Annotated in this window: 21 protein-coding genes; 16 read left to right on the top strand and 5 right to left on the bottom strand. The window is 63.0% G+C overall.

Going from position 1 to position 24,664, the window contains the following annotated elements; translation table 11 throughout:
• Positions 1–95: 95 nt before the first annotated feature.
• From HZ99_RS02505 to HZ99_RS02485, 5 genes are all read right to left on the bottom strand, one after another.
• On the bottom strand, positions 96–473 hold the full coding sequence (locus tag HZ99_RS02505; RefSeq protein ID WP_038441130.1) for a response regulator: 378 nt from the start codon (positions 471–473) through the stop codon (positions 96–98).
• A gap of 71 nt (positions 474–544) precedes the next feature.
• Positions 545–1,744, bottom strand: coding sequence for a hybrid sensor histidine kinase/response regulator (locus tag HZ99_RS02500; protein ID WP_038441129.1), 1,200 nt, complete (start codon positions 1,742–1,744; stop codon positions 545–547).
• On the bottom strand, positions 1,738–2,343 hold the full coding sequence (locus HZ99_RS02495; protein WP_038441128.1) for a chemotaxis protein CheB: 606 nt from the start codon (positions 2,341–2,343) through the stop codon (positions 1,738–1,740). The genes HZ99_RS02500 and HZ99_RS02495 overlap by 7 nt, the downstream gene beginning before the upstream one ends.
• Positions 2,340–3,155 carry a CheR family methyltransferase gene (locus tag HZ99_RS02490; RefSeq protein ID WP_038441127.1) on the bottom strand — a complete coding sequence of 272 codons (816 nt, stop codon included), beginning with the start codon at positions 3,153–3,155 and terminating at the stop codon, positions 2,340–2,342. Before HZ99_RS02490 ends, HZ99_RS02495 begins: the two co-directional genes overlap by 4 nt.
• Positions 3,156–3,170: 15 nt before the next feature.
• Positions 3,171–6,671 (bottom strand): response regulator, encoded by a 3,501-nt coding sequence (locus HZ99_RS02485; RefSeq protein WP_038441125.1) that lies wholly within the window; start codon positions 6,669–6,671, stop codon positions 3,171–3,173.
• A 223-nt stretch (positions 6,672–6,894) separates the two neighbouring features.
• On the opposite strand from HZ99_RS02485, the gene HZ99_RS02480 reads away from it, so the two are divergent.
• From HZ99_RS02480 to HZ99_RS02405, 16 genes are all read left to right on the top strand, one after another.
• Positions 6,895–7,257 (top strand): response regulator, encoded by a 363-nt coding sequence (locus HZ99_RS02480; RefSeq protein WP_038441123.1) that lies wholly within the window; start codon positions 6,895–6,897, stop codon positions 7,255–7,257.
• A gap of 310 nt (positions 7,258–7,567) precedes the next feature.
• Positions 7,568–8,329: a hypothetical protein gene (locus HZ99_RS02475; RefSeq protein WP_038447797.1), complete on the top strand. Its 762-nt coding sequence runs from the start codon at positions 7,568–7,570 to the stop codon at positions 8,327–8,329.
• A gap of 11 nt (positions 8,330–8,340) precedes the next feature.
• Positions 8,341–9,792, top strand: coding sequence for a DUF1254 domain-containing protein (locus tag HZ99_RS02470; protein WP_038441121.1), 1,452 nt, complete (start codon positions 8,341–8,343; stop codon positions 9,790–9,792).
• A 25-nt stretch (positions 9,793–9,817) separates the two neighbouring features.
• Complete coding sequence (locus HZ99_RS02465; protein ID WP_038441119.1) at positions 9,818–11,218, top strand: DUF1254 domain-containing protein; 1,401 nt, start codon at positions 9,818–9,820, stop codon at positions 11,216–11,218.
• Between the two features lie 42 nt (positions 11,219–11,260).
• Entirely contained in the window at positions 11,261–12,166 is a 906-nt protein-coding gene (locus tag HZ99_RS02460) for a transporter (RefSeq protein ID WP_038441118.1), read from the top strand.
• Positions 12,167–12,186: 20 nt separating this feature from the next.
• Complete coding sequence (locus HZ99_RS02455; RefSeq protein WP_038441116.1) at positions 12,187–12,927, top strand: DUF2092 domain-containing protein; 741 nt, start codon at positions 12,187–12,189, stop codon at positions 12,925–12,927.
• Positions 12,924–13,466: a hypothetical protein gene (locus HZ99_RS28930; RefSeq protein WP_038441115.1), complete on the top strand. Its 543-nt coding sequence runs from the start codon at positions 12,924–12,926 to the stop codon at positions 13,464–13,466. Before HZ99_RS02455 ends, HZ99_RS28930 begins: the two co-directional genes overlap by 4 nt.
• A gap of 24 nt (positions 13,467–13,490) precedes the next feature.
• Complete coding sequence (locus tag HZ99_RS02445) at positions 13,491–14,465, top strand: AAA family ATPase (protein ID WP_038441114.1); 975 nt, start codon at positions 13,491–13,493, stop codon at positions 14,463–14,465.
• Positions 14,462–15,385, top strand: coding sequence for a DUF58 domain-containing protein (locus HZ99_RS02440; RefSeq protein WP_038441112.1), 924 nt, complete (start codon positions 14,462–14,464; stop codon positions 15,383–15,385). Before HZ99_RS02445 ends, HZ99_RS02440 begins: the two co-directional genes overlap by 4 nt.
• Entirely contained in the window at positions 15,382–15,852 is a 471-nt protein-coding gene (locus HZ99_RS02435; RefSeq protein WP_038441110.1) for a DUF4381 domain-containing protein, read from the top strand. The genes HZ99_RS02440 and HZ99_RS02435 overlap by 4 nt, the downstream gene beginning before the upstream one ends.
• Positions 15,839–16,840 (top strand): vWA domain-containing protein, encoded by a 1,002-nt coding sequence (locus HZ99_RS02430; protein WP_038441109.1) that lies wholly within the window; start codon positions 15,839–15,841, stop codon positions 16,838–16,840. The genes HZ99_RS02435 and HZ99_RS02430 overlap by 14 nt, the downstream gene beginning before the upstream one ends.
• Positions 16,821–18,332: a VWA domain-containing protein gene (locus HZ99_RS02425; RefSeq protein ID WP_038441107.1), complete on the top strand. Its 1,512-nt coding sequence runs from the start codon at positions 16,821–16,823 to the stop codon at positions 18,330–18,332. Before HZ99_RS02430 ends, HZ99_RS02425 begins: the two co-directional genes overlap by 20 nt.
• The gene (locus HZ99_RS02420; protein WP_038441105.1) at positions 18,325–19,380 is read left to right on the top strand and encodes a BatD family protein; all 1,056 of its coding nucleotides are present in this window, start codon (positions 18,325–18,327) and stop codon (positions 19,378–19,380) included. Before HZ99_RS02425 ends, HZ99_RS02420 begins: the two co-directional genes overlap by 8 nt.
• Complete coding sequence (locus HZ99_RS02415) at positions 19,377–20,378, top strand: HAD family hydrolase (protein WP_038441103.1); 1,002 nt, start codon at positions 19,377–19,379, stop codon at positions 20,376–20,378. The genes HZ99_RS02420 and HZ99_RS02415 overlap by 4 nt, the downstream gene beginning before the upstream one ends.
• Positions 20,379–20,454: 76 nt before the next feature.
• Positions 20,455–22,035 carry an arylsulfatase gene (locus HZ99_RS02410; RefSeq protein WP_038441102.1) on the top strand — a complete coding sequence of 527 codons (1,581 nt, stop codon included), beginning with the start codon at positions 20,455–20,457 and terminating at the stop codon, positions 22,033–22,035.
• A gap of 123 nt (positions 22,036–22,158) precedes the next feature.
• A complete protein-coding gene (locus HZ99_RS02405; RefSeq protein ID WP_038441100.1) occupies positions 22,159–24,648 on the top strand; it encodes a fused MFS/spermidine synthase in 2,490 nt (829 codons plus the stop codon).
• Positions 24,649–24,664 lie beyond the last annotated feature (16 nt).

Raw genomic sequence — 24,664 nt, 5'->3', positions numbered from 1 at the left:
TATGTGGATGTGGGTAACCGAAATGTGCGGGTAGCGCGTACTACTTGGCCAGAAAGTCCCTTGATGCAGGTGGCCAGTCCTCAGCCAAGAATCATTCAGGCCAATAACTTCTGGATATGCTCCTGCAACGTATCCAGATCAAACGGCTTGGCCAGGATCGGCGCATTGCGTGTGATCGGGCTGTTGCATTCCAGGATCTCCTGCGGATACCCGCTGATAAAGATCACCTTCAATTCCGGCCGCAGCTTGATCGCCGGCTCGGCGATCTGCACGCCGGAAATCCCGCCAGGCAAACGATAGTCGGTGACCATCAGGTCCAGATGCGGCTTGGACGAGAGGATTTCAAAGGCCTGCTCGCCGTCGACCGCCTTGAGTACCCGATAGCCCAGGCCCGAAAGGTACTCGCCCAACACGAACATGATCGATTCATCATCTTCGACGATCAGTACAACATCTTGCGCATCTTCACTCATGGGAAGCCTTTGTCCGGTCAATTGCTGCTGATACGACCATCGGGTCACGCAGAGGTTGCGTCAGATTTGCGTTAGTTTTCAGACCCGCCTCCCAAGGGCAGGCACACCCGGAACAACGCGCCCTCTCCTATCCGACTCTCGACCTCAATGGTACCGCCGTGGGCCGCAACGATCTGCTCGGAGATAAACAGCCCCAGGCCAAGCCCTGACACCGCATGGTTGGCAGACACGCGCTCGAACTGCTGGAAAATCCGCTTCTGGTTGTCTTCGCTGATACCGATCCCGTGGTCCTGCACTTCAACCCTGGCCTCGCCGTGCTCGGCATACACACGCACCGCTACCGGGCTCTTGGCACCGTAGCGCAGGGCGTTGGTCAGCAAGTTGGACACCACCTGCTCAATGCGAAACTCATCCCACTTGCCCTCCACCGGCTGCGGCGCCTGCAGTTGCACCGTCGACTCGGCCGCCGCCACTTGCGGGGCAAAGTTCTCCAGCAAGTTGCGCACCAGCTGCGCCAGGTCGAACGGCCCAGGGCGGATCGACAGCTTGCCGGTGCGGATCCGCGACACATCGAGCATGTCTTCGATCAAACGGATCAGGCTCTGGATCTGGCGCTCATCGCGGTCGACCATGGCGTGCATCTTGTCCAGGGTAAAGGCGGCCGCGTTGTCCCGGGCCAGGTGCATCTTGCGCAGCTGGGTTTCCAGGATCAGGCCGTTGAGCGGGGTGCGCACCTCGTGGGCAACGATGGACATGAAGTCATCCCGCATGCGCACCGCCTGCTCCAGCTCCGCCTGGGTCGCCTGCAGGCGGTTGAGCAACTGCTCCTGCTCACGGCGACTGTGCTCCAGGGCCTCGACCTGCAGCTTCATGGCCTTGCTCTGGCGATACAGGTCGACGAACACATTGACCTTGCTCTTGACCGCATGGATATCCAGCGGCTTGTGCAGGAAGTCCACCGCGCCGCTCTCGTAGCCTGTGAAGGCGTAGTTGAGCTCCCGGCCTGCGGCGCTGACAAACACGATGGGGATGTTCTTGGTCTTTTCGGTGCCGCGCATCATCTCGGCCAGCTCGAAGCCATTCATGCCCGGCATCTGCACGTCGAGAATCGCCATGGCGAACTCGTGCTCCAACAACAGCGACAACGCCTCGTCGGCACTCAGTGCCTTGTAGACCTGGCGGTCCTCGCGCTTGATCAGCGCCTCAAGGGCCAACAGGTTTTCCGGCAGATCGTCGACGATCAGCAGTTTGGCCTGGATAGTACTCAGCATGGGGAAGATTCCAGGGAGGCCAGCAAATCGCCAATGCGGCTCAAGGTAAGGATATGGTCAGGTGTATGCAGCGCCAGGGCCGCCCTGGGCATCACGGCCACTCGGGCCTGCTCCGGATCCTGGACCACGGTGATGCCGCCGCGTTGCTTGACATGGGCCAGGCCACGCGCACCGTCCTGGTTGGCGCCTGTGAGCAGGATCGCCAGCAAATTCGGGCCATAGGCGTCGGCGGCCGACTCAAACAGATAATCAATGGCCGGGCGGGAATGATGGACGCGCTCTTCCTGGCTCAAGGACAGGCTGAGGTCGTGCTCCACCGACAAGTGATAGCCCGGCCCTGCAAAATACAGGGTAGCGGGCTGGATCATCTCCTTGTCCCGCGCCTCCACCACCGTCATTGCCACGCGTCGGCCGAACACCTCGGCCAACTGGCTGCGGCGCTCATCCGGCAGGTGCAGCACGACAATGATCGGCAGGCTGAACCCTGGCACCAAGGCACCGAAAATGCTCAATAGAGCCTCGACCCCACCGGCGGAAGCCCCCACGACAATGGCTTGGACACCCGATACAGGCGCCGGGCTGGCAGCAGCTTCATTCATGATTTGCGGTAGATCCGTTCTTGCTTGACCAGGGGTTCGAACTGCTTGCTGTAGGCAGAGAAATCCAGGGTTTCCTTGCTGCCCAGCACCAGGAAGCCGCGATGACACAGCGACTCATGAAACAGCCCAAATGCCCGATCCTGCAACTTTTTATTGAAATAAATCAGTACGTTACGGCATGAAATCAATTGCGTTTCCGAAAACACACTGTCAGTCGCCAGGCTGTGGTCGGCGAACGTTACGTTTTCCCGCAGCGTCTTGTCGAAGATCGCGTAATCGTAGGCCGCCGTGTAGTAGTCGGCAAATGAACGCTGCCCACCGGCCTGCTGGTAGTTGTGGGTGTAGGCACGGACGCTCTCCAGGGAAAAGATCCCCTGCTTGGCCTTTTCCAGGGAGTGGGGGTTGATATCCGTGGCATAGATGATCGTGCGCTCGAGCAACCCCTCCTCGCGCAGCAGAATCGCCATGGAATACACCTCCTCCCCGGTGCTGCAACCCGCGATCCAGATCTTGATCGAGGGGTAGGTCTTGAGCAATGGCACCACTTCCCGGCGGATCGCCAGGAAGTGCGACGGGTCACGAAACATCTCGCTGACCGGGATGGTCAGGAACTGCAGCAACTGCATGAATGCCGTGGGATCGTGCAACACCCGCTCCTGCAAGGCCGAGATGGTCTTGCAGTCGAACTGGCGCAAGGCATGGGCCACGCGGCGCTTGACCGAAGCCCCGGAGTAGTCGCGAAAGTCATAGCTGTACTTGAGATAGATCGCCTCGATCAGCAAGCGCAGTTCAATATCAGTACTTCGATCCACTTAGTGTATTTCCACTTAAATGCGTTCCATCTTCGGCAACCACACGCGGATCAGCGAAAACAGCCGATCCAGGTCAATGGGCTTGGCCAGGTAATCGTTGGAGCCCGCTGCCAGGCAGCGCTCCTGGTCGTCCTTCATGGCCTTGGCCGTCACCGCAATGATCGGCAACTTGCGCCAGCGCGGGTCCTGGCGGATCAACGCGGTGGCTTCGTAGCCGTCCATCTCCGGCATCATCACGTCCATCAACACCAGGTCGATGTCCTCGACCTCATTGAGTCTCTCGATTGCCTCACGGCCATTACGGCCAATAACCACAATCGCCCCCTTGTGTTCCAGGGCGCTGGTGAGGGCGAAGATGTTGCGTACATCATCGTCCACCAGCAGCACCTTGCGGCCCTCGAAGACCTTGTCGCGGCTGCGGGCGGTCTTGAGCATCTTCTGCCGCTCCTGGGACAGCTGGGATTCGACTTTATGCAAAAAGAGTGTCACTTCGTCCAGCAAGCGTTCCGGCGAGCGGGCGCCCTTAATGATGATCGAGCGCGAATACTTGCGCAGTTCCGCCTCTTCGTCCCGGGTCAGGTTGCGCCCGGTGTAGACAATCACCGGCGGGAACGAGCAGATATCCTCGGTGGCCATGCGCTTGAGCAACTCGTTGCCGAGCATGTCCGGCAACTTGAGGTCGATGATCATACAGTCGTAGACCGTGCTGCGCAGCAGGTCCAGGGCCTCCTGGGCGAAGCCAACGGCAGTGATCTCAATGTCATCGTCGCCGATCAGGCGGGCAATACTGTCGCGCTGCAAGTCATCGTCTTCCACCAGCAGGATGCGCTTGACCTTCTGCGTCAGCTTGGCCTCCAGGCGCGCAAACACGTCCTTGAGCTCTTCGCGGGTGGTAGGTTTGACCGCATAGCCGATGGCGCCCATGTGCATGGCCGCTTCCACACGATCCTCGACAGAGATCACATGCACCGGGATATGCCGGGTCTCGGCATGTTCCTTGAGGCGTTGCAGCACGGTCAGCCCGGAGTGATCGGGCAAGCGCATGTCCAGCAGGATCGCATCGGGCAGGTACTGTTCGGCCAGGGTGTAGCCCTCATCCGCACCATGGGCCACCAGGCAGTGATAGCCCAGCTCATGGGCCAGGTCGAAGAGGATCCGTGCAAAGTTCGGCTCGTCTTCCACCACCAGGATGCAGCGGGTAGCAAAGGGGGCCTGCTCGCGGTCGTCGGCAAAGCGCGGGATCAGCGCTTCATCCGCCACCGGCAGTGGCGAAACCTTCACGGGCGCCACGGGTGCCGGGGCAGGTACCACGGCCCGCGGGTGTTCGATGGCTGGCGCGTCTTCATCACGCTCGACGTACTGTTCCGGCAGCACCAGGGTAAAGATGCTGCCCTGGCCCGGCTCACTGGTGACATGGATGTAGCCGCCCAGCAAGGTGGCCAGGTCGCGGGAAATCGACAGCCCCAGGCCGGTGCCGCCGTAACGGCGGTTGGTGGTGCCATCGGCCTGGCGGAAGGCTTCGAAGATACTTTCCTGCTGGTCCGGCGCGATTCCGATCCCCGAGTCACGCACGGTAAAGGCAATGCCCTCCCCCGGCTGGCGGGAAATGGTCAGGCTCACCTGCCCCTTCTCGGTGAACTTGACCGCGTTGGACAGCAGGTTCTTGAGGATCTGCTCCAGGCGCTGGCGGTCGGTGAACAGCATCAGCGGCGCGCCGGCCTGCACCTCTACCTGGAAGCCCAGCTTGCGGTCGCTGGCCAACGGCTCGAACATCCCGCGCAAGCCCTCTGCCAGGCGCGCCACGCTGGTGTTCTCAGGGCGCATATCGAGCTTGCCGGCCTCGACCTTGGCAATGTCGAGGATATCGTTGATCAGGTTGAGCAAGTCATTGCCCGCCGAGTAGATCGACTCGGCAAACTTGACCTGTTCGGCACTGAGGTTTTCCTCGGAGTTCTCTGCCAGCAACTTGGCCAGGATCAGCGAACTGTTGAGCGGGGTGCGCAACTCGTGGGACATGTTGGCAAGGAACTCGGACTTGTACTTGCTGGAGCGCAGCAACTCATCGGCGCGGTCCTCCAGTTCGACCTGGACGCGATTGAGCTCGACGTTCTTGCGATCCATGGCGTCGCGCTGGTCGGCCAGGACCTGGGTTTGCTCGGCCAATTGCTCGTTGGTCTGTTCCAGCTCCGCCTGCTGGGTTTCCAGGTAGGCCTGGGACTCTTTGAGGATGCGTGACTGCTCCTCCAGCTCCTCGTTGGCGGTCTTGAGTTCCTCCTGCTGCACTTGCAGCTCTTCATTGAGCTGCTGGGTCTCGGCCAGCACTTCCTGCAAACGCTGGCGGTAGCGCGCCGCTTCGATGGAAGTGCCGATATTGCCGGCGATCAGCTCCAGCAGCTCAACATCGCGCTCCTCCAGAGGGCGCAGGAAACCCAGCTCAATCACCCCGTTGACCCGATCATCGTCGCTGGTAGGCACCACCAGCACGCTGCGGGGCGCGCCATCGCCCAGGCCGGAGCTGACCTTGAAGTAGTCCACCGGCACATCATCCAGGCGAATCAGACGATGCTGCTGGGCAGCCTGGCCGACAATCCCCTCATCGCGGTAGATCGCCTGTTCCTGCTGCTCCTGCTCGCGGGAGAAGCCATAGGCGGCCACACGCTTGAGGCCTCCGTGTTCTTCGCGCACGTACAGCGCGGCCACCACCGAGCCCATGTACTGGGCACAGAATTGCAGGATATTGCGCCCCAGCAGGTTCAGGGTCAGTTGGCCCAGCACCTGCTCGGCCAACTCGGTCTGGCCGTTGCGCAGCCAGGCCTGTTGTTCCAGGCGCTTGGCGATCTTCATTTGCGAGGCCAGGTTGGCGCTGTAGCTGTCTGAAAGCACCAGCAGGTTCTTTCTGCCGGCATACGCCAGGAAACCGCTCAGGCCCAGGACAAACAGCAGGTAGAGGGTCACGCTCAGCACCGTGGTGCGGGTCACATCGGCATTACGATCGAGCCGGAACTGCTGCTCCATCGCAACCGCGGCATCGAACTCCTTGCGGATTTCGTCAGTCAGGCGCTTGCCCCGCCCGGCCTTCACCGCAGCACGGTAATCCCCATTTTGCCGTTGCAGGTCAATCATCGCCCGGGCGTAGCGGTTCCACTCCAGTTGCAGCGCCTCCAGGCGCTTGAGCCGGTCCACTTGCTGCGGGTTGTCGGCAACGAGCGCCTGCAAGTTGTGCAGGTCGGAAATGATCCGTGGCTTGGCCACTTCGTAGGGGTCGAGGAAATGCTCGTCCCCGGTAATCAGGAAGCCGCGCATGCCGGTTTCCTGGTCTACCGTCAGTTTTGCGGTTTCATTGAGGTTATTGATCACCCGGTCCGTGTGCTCCACCCATTGGATCACCGACAGCAGGTAGGTGATCAGGCACACAAAGAACACCGCGCTGAGCACGCCCACACCCAATGGCAAAGCCACGTTGCGGCTCAGGAGTTTGCGGAAACTGTTTTCATCGACTGACGAAGCGGGAGTCATGGGCGTGCCTTGGCCGAGTGCGGAAAAACCGGGAGTTTGCCCGAAAATCGACGACGACGGCTATGTTTCTGCCGTACTTCAACGACACATCCGGGACATTGAACCTGATTATCTGCACAATGCCTGCCCCGTTCGGGGAACTTGCCGGGATCGACGCGACTCACTAGAGGATGGTCTTTCAATTGCTCAAGACCTGTACCTCCACCACCTGGGAACCCTCACTATGTCCGCTGCCTCCACCATCCTTGTAGTCGAAGACGATGCCATCGTGCGCATGTTGATCGTCGATGTGCTCGAAGAACTGGCGTTCAAGGTACTTGAGGCAGAACACGCCGAAGCGGCGCTGACATTTATAGAAGACCACGCCCATGTGATCGACCTGATGATGACCGACTGGGGCTTGCCGGGCATGAATGGCAAGGAACTGGCGCAAAAGACCCGCGACGTGCGCCCAGCCCTGCCCATCCTGCTTGCCAGCGGCTATGCCGAAAACATCGAGCTGCCTGCCGGTGTGCAGATGATTGCCAAGCCGTTCTCCATCGATCAACTGCGCGACAAAGTCAAAGCCATGCTGGGGAGTCGCTGATAGCTGCCCCCACGATCAAACACACAACGCGGCGCTACGCGTACTCCTGCGGGAGCGGGCTTGCTCGCGATGATCGTTAACGATGACGCTGCCTGGCTGCCCCCCCTCCCAAAAACCGTGATTGCCCCCACACAACGTCATTAATTCGTCCGAATGACTAGCGAGTCTGAATTTAACTGCTAGCTTCAAACGACATGTCCTACAACGTTTTCGAATAAGGACCACCGCTAGCCGGCACGAAGCGCTATCGGGTCAGTGACCAAGGAACTGGGGAACCATCATGTCCACGCCACCGCGCATTCCGACATTTATGTTGGCCGCCCTACTGTTGCCCACGTTTTGCGCCCAGGCCGACAACGCCGAGACCGCCAACAAGAGCAACAACCCGCTCAACCTGGCGCCGGGGGCCAGCCTGCAGGACTATTACACCCCCAGGTTGTACGACAGCGACGCCCACACCAATGACCTGTTGCTGCGCGGCACCTTGCCGATTGCCCCGTCGGACTTTATCGGCGTGCCACAACTGCTGCGCGCCACCCTGCCCCTGAGTACCCGGCCCGACCCCCACAGCGGCTACAGCACCGGCATCGGTGACCTGAACCTGTTCGACATCTTCCTGCTCAAGACCGAAGGCGTGCAGCTGGGCATCGGCCCGCAGATCACCGCGCCCACCGCCGAACACGATGAATTGGGCACCGGCAAGTGGCAGGCCGGCCTGGCCGCCATTGCCATCGATGCCTCGCCCCGCGGCCTGCTGGGTGCCCTGGTGCAGTATCAAAGTTCGTTTGCCGGCGACCGCGACCGGGCACACGTGGAAAGTGCGACGTTCCAGCCCTTCATCATCCACAACCTGCCCAAGGGCTGGTACCTGCGCTCCACCGGCACCTGGACCTTCGACCTGAAGAACGACACCCACTACATCCCCATCGGCCTGGGTGCAGGCAAGGCCTGGAAAGCCGGCGGCAATATTCTCAACGCGTTTATCGAACCGCAGTGGACGGTGGCGCGCAAAGGCGATGGCCTGCCGCAGTTCACGCTGTTTGCGGGCGTCAACGTCACTTTCGGCAAATAAGGATATTTACCATGGGTCTGTTGCTTCGTAGCACCGTTGTCAGCCTGCTCGCCCTGGCCATCAGCCAGGGCGTGCACGCCCAGCCCCTGGACACCCGCATCGGCCCAATCGCCATGGAGGGCGAGCTGCCGGCCCACAGCGAGATCGCCAAGCTGTATGGCGAACTGGACTTCCAACAGGCCACCATGAGTTTTCTCTGGGCCCTGCCACTGGTGTCCTACGCCCAATGGCAGAACGAATTCAGCACCAAACTGGACGCGCGCAGTGGCGACCTGATGGTGCTCAACACTTACGAAGACAAGCTCGGCGTGATCACCGCCAATGCGACCACCCCGTACATCCTCGGTTTTGTCGACCTCAACCAGACGGGCCCGCTGGTGATCGAGCTGCCGCCCGGGCCTACCGCCGGCGGCATCGGCGACTTCTGGCAACGGGCAATTATCGATATGGGCCAGACAGGCCCGGACCAGGGCAAGGGCGGCAAGTACCTGGTCCTACCACCGGGTCACGAGCCACCGGTCGATGCGGGCAAGTATTACCTGGCCAAGTCTGAAACCATGAACGTGCTGGTAGGCTTTCGTGTGCTCGACCCCGACCCCGCCAAGGGCAAGGCCCTGGTCGAGCAATTCAAGATGTACCCCTATGCCCAGCGCGCCGCCCCTGGCAAGACCCGCCTGCTGTCGCCCGGCGGCAAACCCTGGTCCGGCACCCAGCCCCGTGGCATGGCGTACTGGGAGCGCCTGCACGCCATCATCCAGGAGGAACCGGTCAACGAGCGTGATCGTTTCTACATGGCCATGCTCGCCAGTCTCGGCATCGAGAAAGGCAAGCCGTTCAACCCCAATGAACATCAGCGCCAGGCCCTGGAGCAAGGTGCGCAAATGGGCGAACTGATCGCCAAGGCCAACACCTTCGCCAAACGTTTTCCCCAGGCCCGGTACTGGCCGGACCGCCAGTGGGACACCGTGCTGAACATCGCCGAACCCTCTCAGCGCGTGGCTTTCTACGACCAACTGTGGGAGCGCAGCGCCTGGTTTTATGAAGCCGTGACCAACACCAAAGGCATGGTCTCGAAAACCCCTGGCCTGGGCCAGACCTACCTCGGCGCCTACACCGACCAAAAAGGCCAATGGCTGGACGGCGCCAAGCATTACACATTGCATGTGGGCGCCAACCCACCGGCCAAGCAGTTCTGGTCGATGACCGTGTACGACATCGACAGCCGCTGCCTGATCGATAACCCCCAACGCAAGGCCGACCTGTCCTCACGCCAGGACCTGAAGAAAAACCCCGACGGCTCGGTGGACTTGTACTTCGGCCCCACCGCGCCAAAAGACTTCGAGAACAACTGGGTGCAGACTCTGCCGGGCAAACACTGGTTCAGCTATTTTCGACTGTACGCGCCCACCGAGGCGTACTTCGACAAGCGCTGGAAACTCGACGACATCACCCTTGCTCCCTGACGCATTGCAGGAAGGACACACCCACATGATTGCAAAACCGACGCGCCTGCTGCTGGCGAGCCTCTCGATACTGCTGTGCAGCGGTGCCTGGGCAGACTTTACCGCCTCCCCCGGCGAAGCCCGGGCCATTGCCAAGGAAGCCTACCTGTATGGCTTCCCGGTGGTGGAAATGTACAAGACCCTCTACACCCAGGCGGTGGACAAGGGCGGCGCCAACTTCAAGGCGCCGTTCAACAAAATCGGCAACACCGCCAAGGTCTTCACCCCCAAGGACACGGCATTCGTCACCCCCAATTCGGACACGCCCTACTCCTTCGTCTGGCTGGATCTGCGCCGCGAGCCGATTGTGCTGACCCTGCCGAAAATCGAGGACAGCCGTTACTACTCCGTGCAACTGATCGACCTCTATACACAGAACTTCGCCTACCTGGGCACCCGCAGCACCGGCAACAATGGCGGGCACTATATGGTCGCCGGGCCCGATTGGAAGGGCCAGCAACCGGTGGATGTGGATCGCGTGGTCTACAGCGAAAGCAACATCGCCTACGCCCTGTACCGCACCCAACTGTTCGACGACAAGGACCTGGCCAAGGTCAAGCAGATCCAGGGCGGCTACAAGGTCCAGCCCCTGAGCAGCTACGTCAAACAGGCCGCGCCTGCCAAGACGCCAAAGATCGAATGGCCCAAACCGGTCGCCGATATGAGCGACAGCCCGCAGCTGTTCCGCTACCTGAACTTCATGCTGGCCTTCGCTGCACCCCAGGACAGTGAAAAAGAGCTGCTGGCGCGCTTTGCCAAGATCGGCATCGCACCCGGTGCGCCCTTCAAGGTCGCGCAACTGAGCGCCGAGCAACGCAAGGCCCTGGAGGACGGCATCGCCGACGGCAAGGCCGAGTTCGCCACCTTCAAGAAAGACAAGGTCGACACCCACCAGGTGAGCAGCGGCGATTTGTTTGGCAGTCGCGAGCACCTAAAAAACAACTACCTCTACCGCTACGCCGGCGCCGACATGGGGATTTTTGGCAACTCTACCGATGAAGCGGCCTACATGGGCTACTTCGTCGACAGCGAGGGCAAGCCGGCCAACGGCGCCAAGCACAGCTACACCCTGCATTTCGCCAAGGACCAACTGCCGCCGGCCGACGCGTTCTGGTCGCTGACCATGTACAACGGCAAAAACAAGCTGCTGGTGGCCAACCACAAGAAACGCTACCTGATCAATTCACGGATGTTGCCCGAACTGAAACTCGACGCCGACGGCGGCTTGACGCTCAAGGTCCAGCACCACGAGCCACCGAAAGCCGAACAAAGCAACTGGCTGCCAGCCCCACCGGGTCCGTTCTACGCCGTGCTGCGCATTTACCTGCCCAAGCCTGAAGTGGGTAACGGCCAGTGGAAACTGCCGGCGCTGACCCCGGTGAAATAACCGACCAGATCCCCTGACATCGGGCAAACAAGGAGTAGAGCCATGGTTTCACGCAGTCAATTGAGTGCATTCGCTACCGCCACGCTGGCGCTGATGCCGGGGATGAGTCTTGCCGACAACGCCAGGGATTGGCAAAACACGCCCACCGACCTGAACATGCTGTTCGGGTACTACAACCGGGTCGATACCAACACGCCCATCGACACCACGCTGCCCATCGATGGGCTGTCGCTCAACGCCGACGTGTACCTGTTGCGCTACGCCCGCTCATTCGGCATCGACGGGCGCAACAGCGCCCTCCAGCTTATCCAGCCCTACGCCGATGTATCGGCCTCCTTCGATAACGCGCGCTTTTTCGATGGCACCAAGCACAACGGCGGCATGGGCGATGCCCAGGTGGTGTTCGCGCATAACATCTTCGGCGGCCCGGCACTGACCGCCGAGGAGTTCGCCAGTTGGAAACCCGAGACCTTTCTCACCGGCGCGCTGTGGCTCACCGTGCCTACCGGCGACTATGACAAGGACCGCGTGATCAACATCGGCGCCAACCGCTGGGTGGTCAAGCCGGAACTGGGTTTCGGCACGCCGTTTGGCCCAACCTGGCTGGAAATCAATACCTGGGTCTCGCTGTTTGGCGACAATGACGAGTACCACGGCAACAGCAAGCTGGAACAAAAGCCGCTGTACGCCATCGAGGGCCACTACAGCTACACCCTCAACCGCGCCCTCTGGGCTTCGCTGGATGCCACCTACAGTCGGGGCGGTGAAAGCAAGATCGACGGCGTCTGGCAGGACAACAAGCAGGAAAACGGCCTGTTGGGCGCCAGCCTCGGCTTTATGCTCACACCGCAGTTTGGCGGGCTGCTGGCCTATTCCGACACGATTGCCGAGCGACGCGGTTCACCGGACGTGAACACCTGGACCTTGCGCATGCAATACGTCTGGTGACCCCACCCGCGAGGTACGCCATGTTGGGTTTTTATCGCATACGCGGGTTACTCCTTGGCTTGCTGATCGTCAGCGGCGGTGCCGTGGGCGGCGAACTGGAGCCCAGGGCCGTGACCGCCCTGGAGCAGATGGGCAGCTACCTGCGCGGTTTGCAGCAGTTGCGGCTCGACACCGACAGCCGCACCGACCAGGTGCTGGAAAACGGCCAGGTCATCGAGTTCCAGCACCAGACCCACTTGCAGGCCAGGCGTCCCGACAAACTGCGGGTCCAGGTCGAACGCAATGGCCAGCGCCGCAGCCTGTTCTACAACGGCCAGCGCTTTACCCTGTACGACAGTCGCAGCGGCTACTTCACCGAACAGGCCGCTCCCACGGATATCGCCAGCCTGCTCGCGCAATTGAACGAGCGCTACGGCATCGAACTGCCCCTGGCCGACCTGTTCCGCTGGGACGCCAGCACCGCCAAGGCCGCAGGCCTGAGCGATGCCCTGTGGATCGACAGCCAGACCCTCGACGGCCAGGTATGCGACCACTACGCCTTCCGCCAGCCGGAGATCGACTGGCAACTGTGGATTCGCCAGGGCTCGCAACCGTTGCCTTGCCGCCTCGTCATCAGCCGCCGCGACAGCGCCGAACGGCCACGCCACAGTGTCGATTACCGCTGGCAACTGGATGCCCCAAGCGTCGATCGTGATTTTGAGTTCACCCCGCCGGCCGGTGCCCGGGCAATCCCCCTGGCCCCCGCAGGAGCCCTGCCATGAAGCCCACGGCGACGCTGCTCACCGCCAGTTTGCTGCTGAGCCTGCTCGATCCGCTGGCCGCCCAGGCCTGGCAGATACGCGGCGGCGGCGGCGCCCGGACCTTTGTGGTGCCCCATGGCGGTGGCGGTTTCCATCCCCCGCCGCCCCACCCCATGCCGGCGCCCCGGCCAATCCCGCCGCATCCCGAGCCACACCCGCAGCCGGGGCCCCATCCGTATCCAGGGCCACCGCCCCATCCGCTGCCACCGCCCGGTCCACATCCGCAGCCTTATCCCGGGCCGCATCCCTACCCGATGCCACCACCGCCGCCTCCACCTCCACCGCCGGATGACTGGTATCACCCATGGGCCACGGCCGCCGTGATCGGTGCCACGACCGCGACAGTCCTGGCCATCGGCACACGGGTCAACAGTGTGCCGGTGGACTGTGTGTCGGTCATCGCCAATGGCGTGGCCTACCAGCATTGCGGGCCGACCTGGTACCAGCCCCATTACGTCGGCAGTAGCGTGCAATACATCGTGGTCGCCGCCCCCTGGTGATCCAACGTTTCAAGGACGATTGTGATGACAGCGCTCAACGATCTAAACGCCCTGCAAGCCAGCATCGGCGAAAGCGTGCTGGGCCAGGACCAGGTTATCCGGCAGATCCTCCTGGGCCTGCTGGCCAACGGTCACCTGCTGCTGGAAAGCCTGCCGGGGCTGGCCAAGACTCGCACGGTCAAGGCCCTGGCCAGGCACCTGGACGCCAGGATGAGCCGCATCCAGTTCACCCCCGACCTGCTGCCATCGGACATCACCGGGGCCGAGGTGCTGCACCAGGTGGATGGGCAGAACCAGATCCGCTTCCAGCCAGGCCCCTTGTTCGGCAACCTGATCCTGGCCGATGAAATCAACCGCGCCCCGGCCAAGGTCCAGGCCGCCTTGCTCGAAGCCATGGAAGAGCGGCAAATCACCGTGGCCGGCGCCAGTCATGCACTGCCCGAACTGTTTATCGTGGTCGCGACCCAGAACCCCATCGAGCAGGAAGGCACCTACCCGCTGCCGGAAGCGCAGATGGACCGGTTCGTGATGAAAATCCTCCTCGACTACCCCAGCGCCGCCGATGAAAGCCAAGTGCTGCGCCTGCTGCGTGCCGAAGAACAGACCACCGACAGCGCAGCCACCTCAGGCTTTAACCTGGCGCAGGAGGTCATCTTCGCCGCCCGCAAGGAAGTCAGCGCGGTGCAGGTTTCACCCGCCATCGACCGCTACCTGATCGACTTGATCAACGCCACCCGCCATCCCGGCGATTACGACGCGGACCTGGCACGCTGGATCAGCCTCGGCGCCAGCCTCCGGGGCGGCATCGGCCTGGACCGCTGCGCCCGCGCCGACGCCTGGTTGCAGGGCCAGGCATTCGTCACCCCGGCCAACGTGCAGGCGGTGGCCCATCCGGTATTGCGCCACCGCCTGCAACTGAGCTACGACGCCGTGGCTGATGGGGTCGGCGCCGATCAGGTACTGGACCGACTCCTGGCCAACGTGGCGATCCCGGCATGAACGCTGACGGCCAGGTTTACGTGTCCCTCGGGCAACTGATGGCCCTGCAATTCCAGGCCCGGGGCCTGAGCTTTATTGCCCGCCAACCCCAGGGCAGCATCCTGGCGGGTAACCACGCCTCACGGCTGCGTGGGCGCGGCCTGAACTTCGACGAACTGCGGCGCTACCAACCCGGTGACGACCTGCGCCACCTGGACTGGCGCGCCTCCCTGCGCACCGGCAAGCCGGTGGTGCGCGCCTTTACCGAAGAGCGCGACCGCCCGGCCTTGATCGTGGTCGACCAACGCATGTCAATGTTCTTTGGCTCGGTGCGCAGCTTCAAATCGGCGGTTGCCGCTGAACTCGGTGCATTGGCCGCCTGGATAGTGTTCAACGCGGGCGACCGGGTTGGCGGCGTGGTCTTCAACGATGAGCGCATCGACGTCGTGGCCCCGCTGCGCAGTCGCAAACGGGTCGAGGCCCTGTGCAGCCGCATCGTGCAGCATAACCAGGCGCTCAACGCCAACAATCCCGACCATGAAGGCGATGGGCAACTGGACAAGGTCTTGCAGCAGTGCCTGGCCCTGGCCGGGCATGACCATTTGATCTGCATCGTCAGCGACTTTGCCGGCGCCGGGCCAGGCACCTTGCAACGGCTGCGGCAACTGTCGGCCCACAACGATGTGATCGCGCTGCAAGTCTACGATCCACTGGCCCTCAACGTGCCCAGAACCGGCCAATTGCGCGTGACCCAGGGCCAGCTGCAAGTGGAACTGGCGGTGCAAAAACAGCAGGTGCGCCAGCCCTTGGGAGATTTTCTGGGCGGGCGCCTGAAGGATGTCGCCAGCCTGTTGCGCCGCAGCCAGGTGCCGTTGCTGATGTTCAGCACCGCACTGCCCGCCGCCGATCAATTGTGTGACGAACTGGGCAGGCGTCGTTGAACAGCCAGGTGCCGAGCATCGAACAGCTGCAAGAGCTGGGCTTGCCTGCGCCCGTCAGCTATTGGCCACAGACCTGGGGCTGGTGGGCCCTGCTGGGGCTGCTGATCCTGGTCCTGCTGGTGTGGGCGGCACGGTCCTGGTTGAAATGGCGGCGCAATGCCTATCGCCGTGAAGCCCTGGCGCGACTGGACGCCCTGGAGGATATGCGCGAGTTGCCGGTGCTGCTCAAGCGCGTGGCGCTGTCGATGCCCCTGGCGCCCGCGGAACGACAACACATCCCGACCTTGAGTGGCGCCCAGTGGCAAGCTTTCCTGCAACGTCATGCCGGCGCTCCCGTGCCGGCAGACCTCAGCCGGCAACTGGCCGAGCTGGCTTACGCCCCGGCCGACGCCCTTTCGCCGGAACAACGCACATGGCTACTGGCCCAGTGCCGATCCTGGGTGGAGGGTCACCATGTGGCAGCTTGACTACCCCTGGTTGTTACTCCTGCTGCCGTTACCCTGGCTGGCCTGGCGTTACCTGCCCGACTACCGCGAGGCCCGTAGCGCCGTGCGTGTGCCGTTTTTTGCTGGCATGAGTCGCGCAGTGGGGCAGCAGCCTGCGGCCAGTGGCAGCCAGAACAATCGCGCGCAGTTGCTGCTCAATCTGCTGGTGTGGGGCTTGCTGGTGCTGGCCATCGCCCGTCCGGTGTGGGTGGAAAAACCCATCGAACGCCAACAGCCGGTGCGTGACCTGATGCTCGCCATCGATATCTCCCAGTCCATGCAGACCCAGGACTTCACTGACGCCAGCGGCCAGAAAATCGACCGCCTGACCGCGGTCAAGCAGGTGGTGCATGGGTTTATCCAGCGCCGCAAGGATGACCGCCTGGGCCTGATCCTGTTCGGCAGCGGCGCCTACCCCCAGGCGCCACTGACCCTGGACCATGCCAGCCTGGCGCTGCTGCTCGATGACAGCGGCATCGGCATGGCCGGGCCCAATACCGCCATTGGCGATGCCATCGGCCTGAGCCTGAAACTGCTGGACGCCGCCCACGAACAGGAAAAAGTGCTGATCCTGCTCACCGACGGCAACGACACCAGCAGCGCCATCACCCCCGACCACGCGGCCAGCATGGCAGCGGCCAGAGGCGTGGTGATCCATACCATCGGCATTGGCGACCCCAGCGCGTCGGGCGAAGACAAGGTCAACCTCAGTGCCTTGCAGCAGATTGCCCAGGCCACGGGCGGGCGTTACTTGCGTGCTGAAAACACAGACACCCTGGACCAGGTCTACGCCACCCTGGACCGACTCACCCCCCATCAAGTCAAAACCCTCAGCCACCAGCCCAAGCGCGATCTGTTCTGGCTGCCGCTGGCCGCAGCCCTGAGCCTGTTGGCGCTGTATCACCTGCTCGCGGCGGCATGGCCACACCGCCCAAGACGGGAGGCCGCTGATGGCGTTCAACCTCAATGACCTGCACGTGTTGCGCCCGGCCTGGCTATTGCTGGCGCTGGTCGGCGTGCTGCTGCCCTTGCTCTGGCGCCGTAGCCGCGACCTGCAACGACGCCTGCGCGGCAATATCGCCCCCCATCTGTTGCCGCACCTGTTGCTCACGCCCAGCGACCCCCATCGCCTGCGGCCCGTGCACCTGGCCAGCGCGCTGTTGGTGCTCGGCGCCCTCGCCGCTGCCGGACCGACCTGGGAACAGGACCGACCGGGCTTCCTGGAGAACCGTGCGCCCTTGATCATTGCCCTCGACCTCTCGCCGTCCATGGACGCCCTTGATGTGCCGCCCACCCGCCTGGAAGCGGCCAAGCACAAGTTGCATGACCTGATTGCACGTCGCAGCGGCGCACGCACTGCACTGATCGTCTACGCCGGCAGTGCGCACCTGGTGTTGCCGCCCACTGACGATCCGGCGCTGCTGGACAGTTTTATCCAGGCCTTGAGCAGCGACTTGCTCACCCGGCCAGGCAAGGACGTGGCCGCCGTTATCGTGCAAGCCAAGCGCCTGCTGGCGGCAGAAAAAGCCCCCGGCAGCCTGCTACTGGTCAGCGACGGCGCAGATCTGGCCCAACTGCCCCAGCTCAAGGCATTGTTGAGCGACAGCCCGCTGCAAGTGCTGGTACTGGCCGTCGGCAGCAACCCCGGCAGTTTCGACGCCCCGGCCCTGCGGCAACTGGCCGCCGCCACCGACGCACCGCTGGGGAGCCTGACCCTCAATGACGACGACCTGGACTGGGTAGAACTGCACGCCCAACAGCACTTTCAGAATGCCGATGAACAACAGCGCGCCCTGCAATGGAAAGACGCCGGCTACTGGCTGTGCTGGCCGTTGTTACTGCTGGCGTTGCTGTGCATCCGTCGTGGCTGGAGCCTGAACTGGGCTGGCGTGTTGCTGGTGGGCCTGTTCCTGCCGACGCCGCCGGCCCAGGCCAATGCCCTGGCCGACGCGTTCCTTAGCGCCGATCAACAGGGGCGCTGGGCCTTTGAGCACCATCACTATCCCGCCGCCGCCCAGCTGTTTGTCGACCCCTACTGGAAAGGCATCGCCGCCTATAACGCCGCCGACTATGACCTGGCCCTGGCCACCTTCGCTCAGCTCGACACGGCGCAGGCCGCGTTTTATCTGGGCAACATCTACGTGCGCCGCTTCCAGTTCGACCAGGCCATCAGCGCCTACCAGCAAGCCTTGCAGCACCAGCCTCACTTTGCCGAAGCGAGCGCCAACCTGGCCCTGGCCATGGCCCTGAAAAAAGACACCGAAGGCGCAGCCGACAACGCCCCCGAGGTCAAGCCTGACGCGATCAAGTTCGACAAGACTCCCGGCAAGGGCCAGACCAAGGCCGTGCAGACCGAACAGGCCAGCAATGACGCCCTGTGGTTGCAGAACCTGAGCACTTCGCCTGCCAACTTCCTGCGGCGCAAGTTCAGCCTGCAAGACCAGGGTGCCGGCCATGAATAAGTACGCCCTGCTCGGCCTGCTGTTCTGCGCGCCACTCTGGGCCAGCGCGCCGCAACTCAAGGTCCAGGTGCAGTTGTTGCCGGGGCCGCAGGTCGTGGTGGGCGAGCAACTGCAGTTGCAGGTCGATGTCCTCACCGACACCTGGTTCACCGCCGCCGCCAACCTGCCAGCCCTGCAATTGCCGGGCGCACGGGTGGAGGCGCCGGGCGGCGAGTCCGAGCACCTGACCCAGGTGATCGACGGCCAGATGTTCTATGGCATGCGCTACCGCTACCGGATTACCCCCAGCGTGGCGCAGCGCTTCAATGTGCCGTCCCTGGCCATCAGTGCCCAACCCGGCCAGGCCAGCGCGCCCTTGAGCGTCCACAGCGCGCCACTGAGCTTCAAGGCCACGCTGCCACCCGGTTTCGCTCCCGGCGAGTACCTGCTGGTGGCTGACGCCTTGCGCCTGACACAAATCTTGAGCGCCTCGGCGGCCCCCTTGCACGTCGGCGACAGCCTGACCCGCACCCTCACCCTGCAAGCCGACAATACCCCGGCGCTGTCCTTGGCCGCGCCGCCCCAGGCTGCGATTGACGGCCTGCGGGCCTACCCGCAATCGCCCCTGGTCAGCAACCTGGATGACGGGCGCGGCACCGTCACCGGCGGGCAGCGGGTGGATCGTTGGGTGTACCGGGTCGAGCACGCGGGTCATTACCAACTGCCTGCGATCCAGGTGAAATGGTGGGACAGCCGCAACCATCGCCTGCAAGTGGCGCAACTGCCGGCCATCAGCGTCGAGGCCTTGGCCGGGACTGCCTACCACCCGACCTTTTCCATCGCCCAGGACCTCAGGGACCTCGGCCAACACAGCCGCTGGCAACTGTCGCGCCACGGCCTGGCCTGGAGCGCGGCGCTGGCAGCGCTGGTACTCGCCGGCTACCTGATCGGCGTGCTGTGGCCACGGCTACCGCCGCTGTGGCGACGCGCCCGCAGCACATTGCGTTGGGTCTGGCGTCAACTACGCTTGCAACCACTGAACCCACGTCGCGAAAAGGATTTCCCATGACGTCTCTGCGCTGCGCCCTGCCCCTGTTGCTCTTGCTGACCTTCCCGGCACTCGCCGCCGACCCGCTGCCCTCATGGAACGAAGGGCCGAGCAAGAAGCACATCATCGAATTTGTCCAGGCCGTGACCACCGAGGGCTCCACCGACTATGTCAAGCCGGCCGAACGCATCGCGGTGTTCGACAACGACGGCACCCTGTGGACCGAGCAACCGGCGTACTTCCAGGTGCTGTTTGCGTTCGACGAAATCAAACGCCTGGCGCCCCAGCATCCGCAGTGGCAAACCACCCAGCCGTTCAAAGCGGTACTGGAAAACGACCACCAGGCCTTGGCCCAGAGCGGTATGGACGGCTTGCTGCAAATCATCGGCGCCACCCACACCGGCATCAGTACCGAGACCTTTATCGCCAACGCCAAAGCCTGGCTGACCCAGGCCCGTCATCCCAAAACCGGCAAGCCCTATACCGAGATGATCTACCAGCCGATGCTGGAAATGCTCGACTACCTGCGCAGCCAGCAATTCAAGACCTACATCGTCTCCGGTGGCGACACCGCGTTTATGCGCGCCTTTGCCGAAGTGGTCTACGGCGTGCCGCCGCAGCAGGTGATCGGCAGCACCTTCGTCACCCAGTTCCAGATCACCGACGGCATCCCCAGCATCCTGCGCACGGCCAAGCTGGCCCATAACGACGATGGCCCGGGCAAGCCGGAAAGCATCGACGCAATCATCGGCCGGCGCCCGATCCTGGCCTTCGGCAACTCCGACGGCGACTTGCCGATGCTGCAATGGACGGCAGCCGGCAAAGGCAAGCGCTTGATGGGGCTGGTGCACCACACCGACGCTGCACGCGAGTGGGCCTATGACCGCACATCTTCCGTCGGGCGCCTGGACAAGGCGCTGGATGAGGCAAATACCCAGGGTTGGACGGTGGTGGATATGGCCGCCGAATGGCGCCGTATCTACCCTTTCGATCCGGTGGTGCAACAGCAGGTGCAATAAGAAAAGACGTCGCGATGGACTGTAATAAACGTTGGTCGCAGGTACTGCGGCTCAAGCCGATAAAGGAGCAGCTCTTATGACTCGCCTACGCAAGTGGCTACCGAAACTGGCCTTGGTGGCGGTTTCAGTAATGGGGGCCGGGGCAACTGCCTTGGCCGCCGAAAAACCGAATATCCTGGTGATATTCGGCGATGACATCGGGCAAACCAACATCAGCGCCTATTCCATGGGCGTGGTGGGCTACAAGACCCCGAACATCGACCGCATCGCCAAAGAAGGCATGATGTTCACCGATTACTACGCCGAGAACAGTTGCACCGCCGGGCGCTCATCCTTTATCACTGGCCAGACGCCGTTGCGCACTGGCTTGTCGAAGGTCGGCGCACCGGGCGCATCGGTGGGCCTGCAAAAACGCGATATCACCATCGCCCAGGCCCTCAAGTCACTGGGCTATGCCACCGGCCAGTTCGGCAAGAACCACTTGGGTGACAAAGACGAATACCTGCCGACCAACCATGGTTTCGACGAGTTCTTCGGCAACCTCTACCACCTCAATGCCGAAGAAGAACCGGAGCGGCCCTACTGGCCCAAGGACGACCCTGACTTCGTCAAGGCCAACTCACCGCGCGGGGTGATCCACAGTTTCGCCGACGGCAAGATCGAAGACACCGGCGCCTTGACCACCAAGCGCATGGAGACCATCGACGACGAAACCACCGCCGCCGCCCAGGCCTTCATCAAGAAACAGGCCGAGGCCGACAAACCGTTCTTTGTGTGGATGAACACCACCCGCATGCACTTATTCACCCATGTGCGTGAATCCATGAAAGGCCAGAGCGGCATGCCCGGCAACGAGTACGCCGACGGCATGCTGGAGCACGACGGTGACGTGGGCAAGCTCCTGCAAACCCTCGACGACCTGAAAATCGCCGACAACACCATCGTGGTCTACACCACCGATAACGGGCCGAACCAGTTCTCGTGGCCGGATGCGGCGACCACGCCGTTTCGCAATGAGAAAAACTCCAACTGGGAAGGTGCCTATCGCGTGCCGGCGATGATTCGCTGGCCGGGCAAGATCAAGCCGGCCGAGGTCTCCAACGAAATGTTCTCGGGCATGGACTGGTTCCCGACCCTGCTGGCGGCTGCAGGTGATGCCGAGGTCAAGGACAAGCTGCTCAAGGGCTGGGCACCCACCGCCGGCGGCACCAACTTCAAGGTCCACCTGGACGGTTTCAACCAACTGCCGTACCTGACGGGCCAGCAACCCAAGGGCGCACGCGACGAGTTCTACTACTTCAATGATGACGGGGTGCTGGTTTCGGCACGTTTCGGCAACTGGAAAGCCGTGTACTGCGAACAGCGCGCTCCCGGTGGGTTCCCGGTGTGGAGCGAACCGTTCGTATGCCTGCGGGTGCCGAAGATCTTCAACTTGCGCATGGACCCGTTTGAACGGGCCGACATCGTCTCCGACCAGTATTACGACTGGAGCACGAAAAACGTCTACCTGGTTGCGGTAGCCGTGACCAAATCGGCGAAGTTCCTCCAAACCTTTGTCGAGTACCCTCCGAGCCAGAAACCGGCGAGCTTCAGCATCGATCAGATTCGTTCGGCGGTGGATGCGAAGATTGCCGAGAAGGTGAAGGCGGCGCCCTAACCAACACCTGCAGGAGCCGGCTTGCCGGCGATGGCGTCCTCAAGAGCGCGATATGGCTTGAGGGCGTGATCGCCGGCAAGCCGGCTCCTACGGTTTGAATGTGTTTTTCATAAGGCTATTCGCATGTCTTCACGCACTGCCAGCCACCCCCTGGCCCGACTCCAGGCGTCCACCCTGCTGGTCCCCGCCCTGCTGCTGTTTATCTCCGGCGCCGCTGCGCTGGTGTACCAGGTGCTCTGGATCAAGCAGCTGTCGCTGGTGGTCGGGGTCGAGGTCTATGCCATCACCACCGGGATCAGTGCCTTCTTTGCCGGGCTGGCCCTGGGTAGCCTGCTGTTTGGCCGCTGGGCCGACCGTCTCGCCCGGCCGCTGCTGCTCTATGCCGTACTGGAAATTTTCGTCGCGGTGCTCGGGGTCAGCACCACGCTAGCCCTGGGCATGGCCGCCAGCCCGTTTGCCTGGCTGGAGCAACGCATCGGCCTGCTGGCCTGGGTCCTGCCCTTCGCCCTGGTGGGTTTGCCGGCGCTGTTGATGGGCGGCACGCTGCCGGTGCTGGTGCGCGCCCTCAACGTCCAGGCCAAGGACCTCGGCCAGGCCGGTGGCCGACTGTATGCGGCCAACACCGCCGGGGCCATCGTCGGCACCCTGCTCACTGCCTTTGTGCTGATCGCCACCTTTGGCGTGCGCGGTAGTGCCCTGGTGGCCGCCCTGCTCAACCTGCTGGCCGCCGCCGGCGCCTTGCTGTATGTGCGCCATCGCGCGACGCCAGCCAGCGTGTCGGCCAGGACGCAGCCGGCGCGCCTGGCGCTGGTGCTGTATGCCATCGCCGGTGGCGTGGCCCTGGGTTATGAAGTGGTCTGGTCGCAATCGATCGTGCAGTTCATGAGCACCCGCACCTATGCGTTTGCGGTAGTGCTGGCCACTTATCTGGCCGGGCTGTTTATCGGCAGCCAGCTCATGGCGCGACGGGTCGAACGCATTCGCGATCCTTGGGGTGTGTTCGGCCTGCTGATCGCCGGTGCCGGGCTGGTGGCGCTGCTGGAAATTGCCGTACTGGGCCGCTGGCTGGTGCTCCTGCAAACCCAGGCCGAGGCGTTGGTGCTGAGCCTGGGTGGCAGTGAGCTGCCGGGGATGAGTGCGCGCTTTGCGATGGCGGCCCTGTGTATTGTGTTTGTGCCCACCCTGTTGCTGGGCGCGGCGTTTCCCCTGGCATTGCGCCTGAGTGTCGGCGGCGGGCATGTGGGCCGGGACGTGGGTGCGGTAGTGGCATTCAACACATTGGGCGGGATTGCCGGGGTGATGCTCTGCGGTTTTGTGCTGATTCCCTGGCTGGGCCTGGTGCGCACCCTCGGCCTGCTGGCGGTGATTGCGGGCATGGTGGGCTATATCGCCGTGCGTCGGGGCCATGGGGTGAAAAAGGGCCGGCGCCAGGCAGTCGCGGCCCTCGGCCTGCTGTCATTGGCGGTGGCACTGCTGACTCCGCAGGATCGCCTGGCCAACCTGCTGCCCGGTGCACGCAATGGGAGCCTGGGGTTTTACCAGGAAGGCCGCGGCGCGACGGTTGCCGTGGTGACCCAGGGCAAAGGCACGCGGGCTTTTCAGCGCCTGTATATCCAGGGCGTGTCGAACACCGGCGATGCCATGCCCTCCCTGCGCTACATGCGCATCCAGGCCCTGCTGCCGCTGCTGATCCATAACGGCGAGCCCCGTTCGGCGCTGGTGATCGGCTTTGGCACCGGTATCACCGCAGGCGCGCTGTTGCGCTACCCGGGCCTGGAGCAAAGAGTCGTCGCCGAATTGCTGCCGTCGGTGGTGCAAGCGGCCTCGCTGTTCAAGGGCAACTACAGCGCCGCCAGCGACCCCGGCGTGCAGGTGCGCTTGCGCGATGGTCGCCAGGAGCTGCTGCGCAGCCCCCAGACCTATGACGTGATTACCCTGGAACCCCCACCGCCTTCCGCCGCCGGCGTGGTCAATCTGTATTCGCGCGACTTCTACCAACTGGCCGCCCGCCGCCTGGAGAAACATGGCCTGCTGGCCCAGTGGCTGCCGCTGCCGACGCAGAACATCGAAGACTCGCAATCATTGGTGCGCAGCTTTCTCGATGCATTCCCCTATGCCACGCTGTGGACCAGCGAGTTCCACGAGATGCTGTTGGTGGGCTCCCTGGAGCCTCTTGAGTTGGACGTCGCACGCATTCGCCAGCGCTTTGCACAAGCCCCGGTGCACAGTGCCCTGGCCGAGGTAGGCATTGATTCGGCGGCGACTTTGCTGGCCACCTGGGTTACCGATCGCCAGGGACTGGAACGGTTTGCCGGGCAGGCTCTGGCGGTCACCGATGATCAACCGCGTATCGAATATGCGCCTTGGGTGCGCAGCCAGGAGATCAAACGGGTATTGCCGGCCTTGCTCGACCTGCGGGTGCCCGCACCGTTGCGCAATGTCGACCCGGCATTTTCGCGGACGCTGGACGCCGAGCAACAACGCCTGATGCAGTTCTACCGCGCCAGCCTGCATGCCTACGACGGTGATCGTGCAGCCTGGGCCCGGGATATCCGGCAAGTGTTGCAGGAAGATGGCGCCAACCCCTATTACCGCTGGTTTGTCGGCGACTGATGTGTGGGAGCTGGCT

Origin of the sequence: Pseudomonas fluorescens, from assembly GCF_000730425.1 — a bacterium.
In the GTDB taxonomy this organism is placed as follows: domain Bacteria; phylum Pseudomonadota; class Gammaproteobacteria; order Pseudomonadales; family Pseudomonadaceae; genus Aquipseudomonas; species Aquipseudomonas fluorescens_X.
Note: the sequence above shows the minus strand (reverse complement) of the source record. Positions and strands in the feature narration are given on the sequence as shown.